Here is a 242-nt window from a genome sequence, read left to right on the forward strand (position 1 = left end):
GGTAATAGTGACTCAACTGGCTTAGTGGTATCTACAATGGCATTAACAAACGATGAGTTAGCACCATTTTCTAATAAACGGCGTACTAAGTAAGCCAGCAGGTCTTCGTGTTGGCCCACTGGTGCGTATACGCGGCACTGAATTTTTTCCTCGGTAACAATTTGGTCAAATAAAGATTCGCCCATACCGTGTAAACGTTGGAATTCAAAACCGGTGTTATCACCTTTAGCCACTTCTAATAT

Annotated in this window: 1 protein-coding gene; it reads right to left on the reverse strand. The window is 42.1% G+C overall.

What is annotated here, in order from left to right:
* Window positions 1-242: proline dehydrogenase family protein (locus AAEY62_RS24360; protein ID WP_350637052.1), on the reverse strand; the 242-nt coding region annotated here is incomplete at both ends.

The sequence above is a fragment of the Pseudoalteromonas sp. GW168-MNA-CIBAN-0100 genome, from assembly GCF_040309225.1.
GTDB lineage: Bacteria > Pseudomonadota > Gammaproteobacteria > Enterobacterales > Alteromonadaceae > Pseudoalteromonas > Pseudoalteromonas arctica.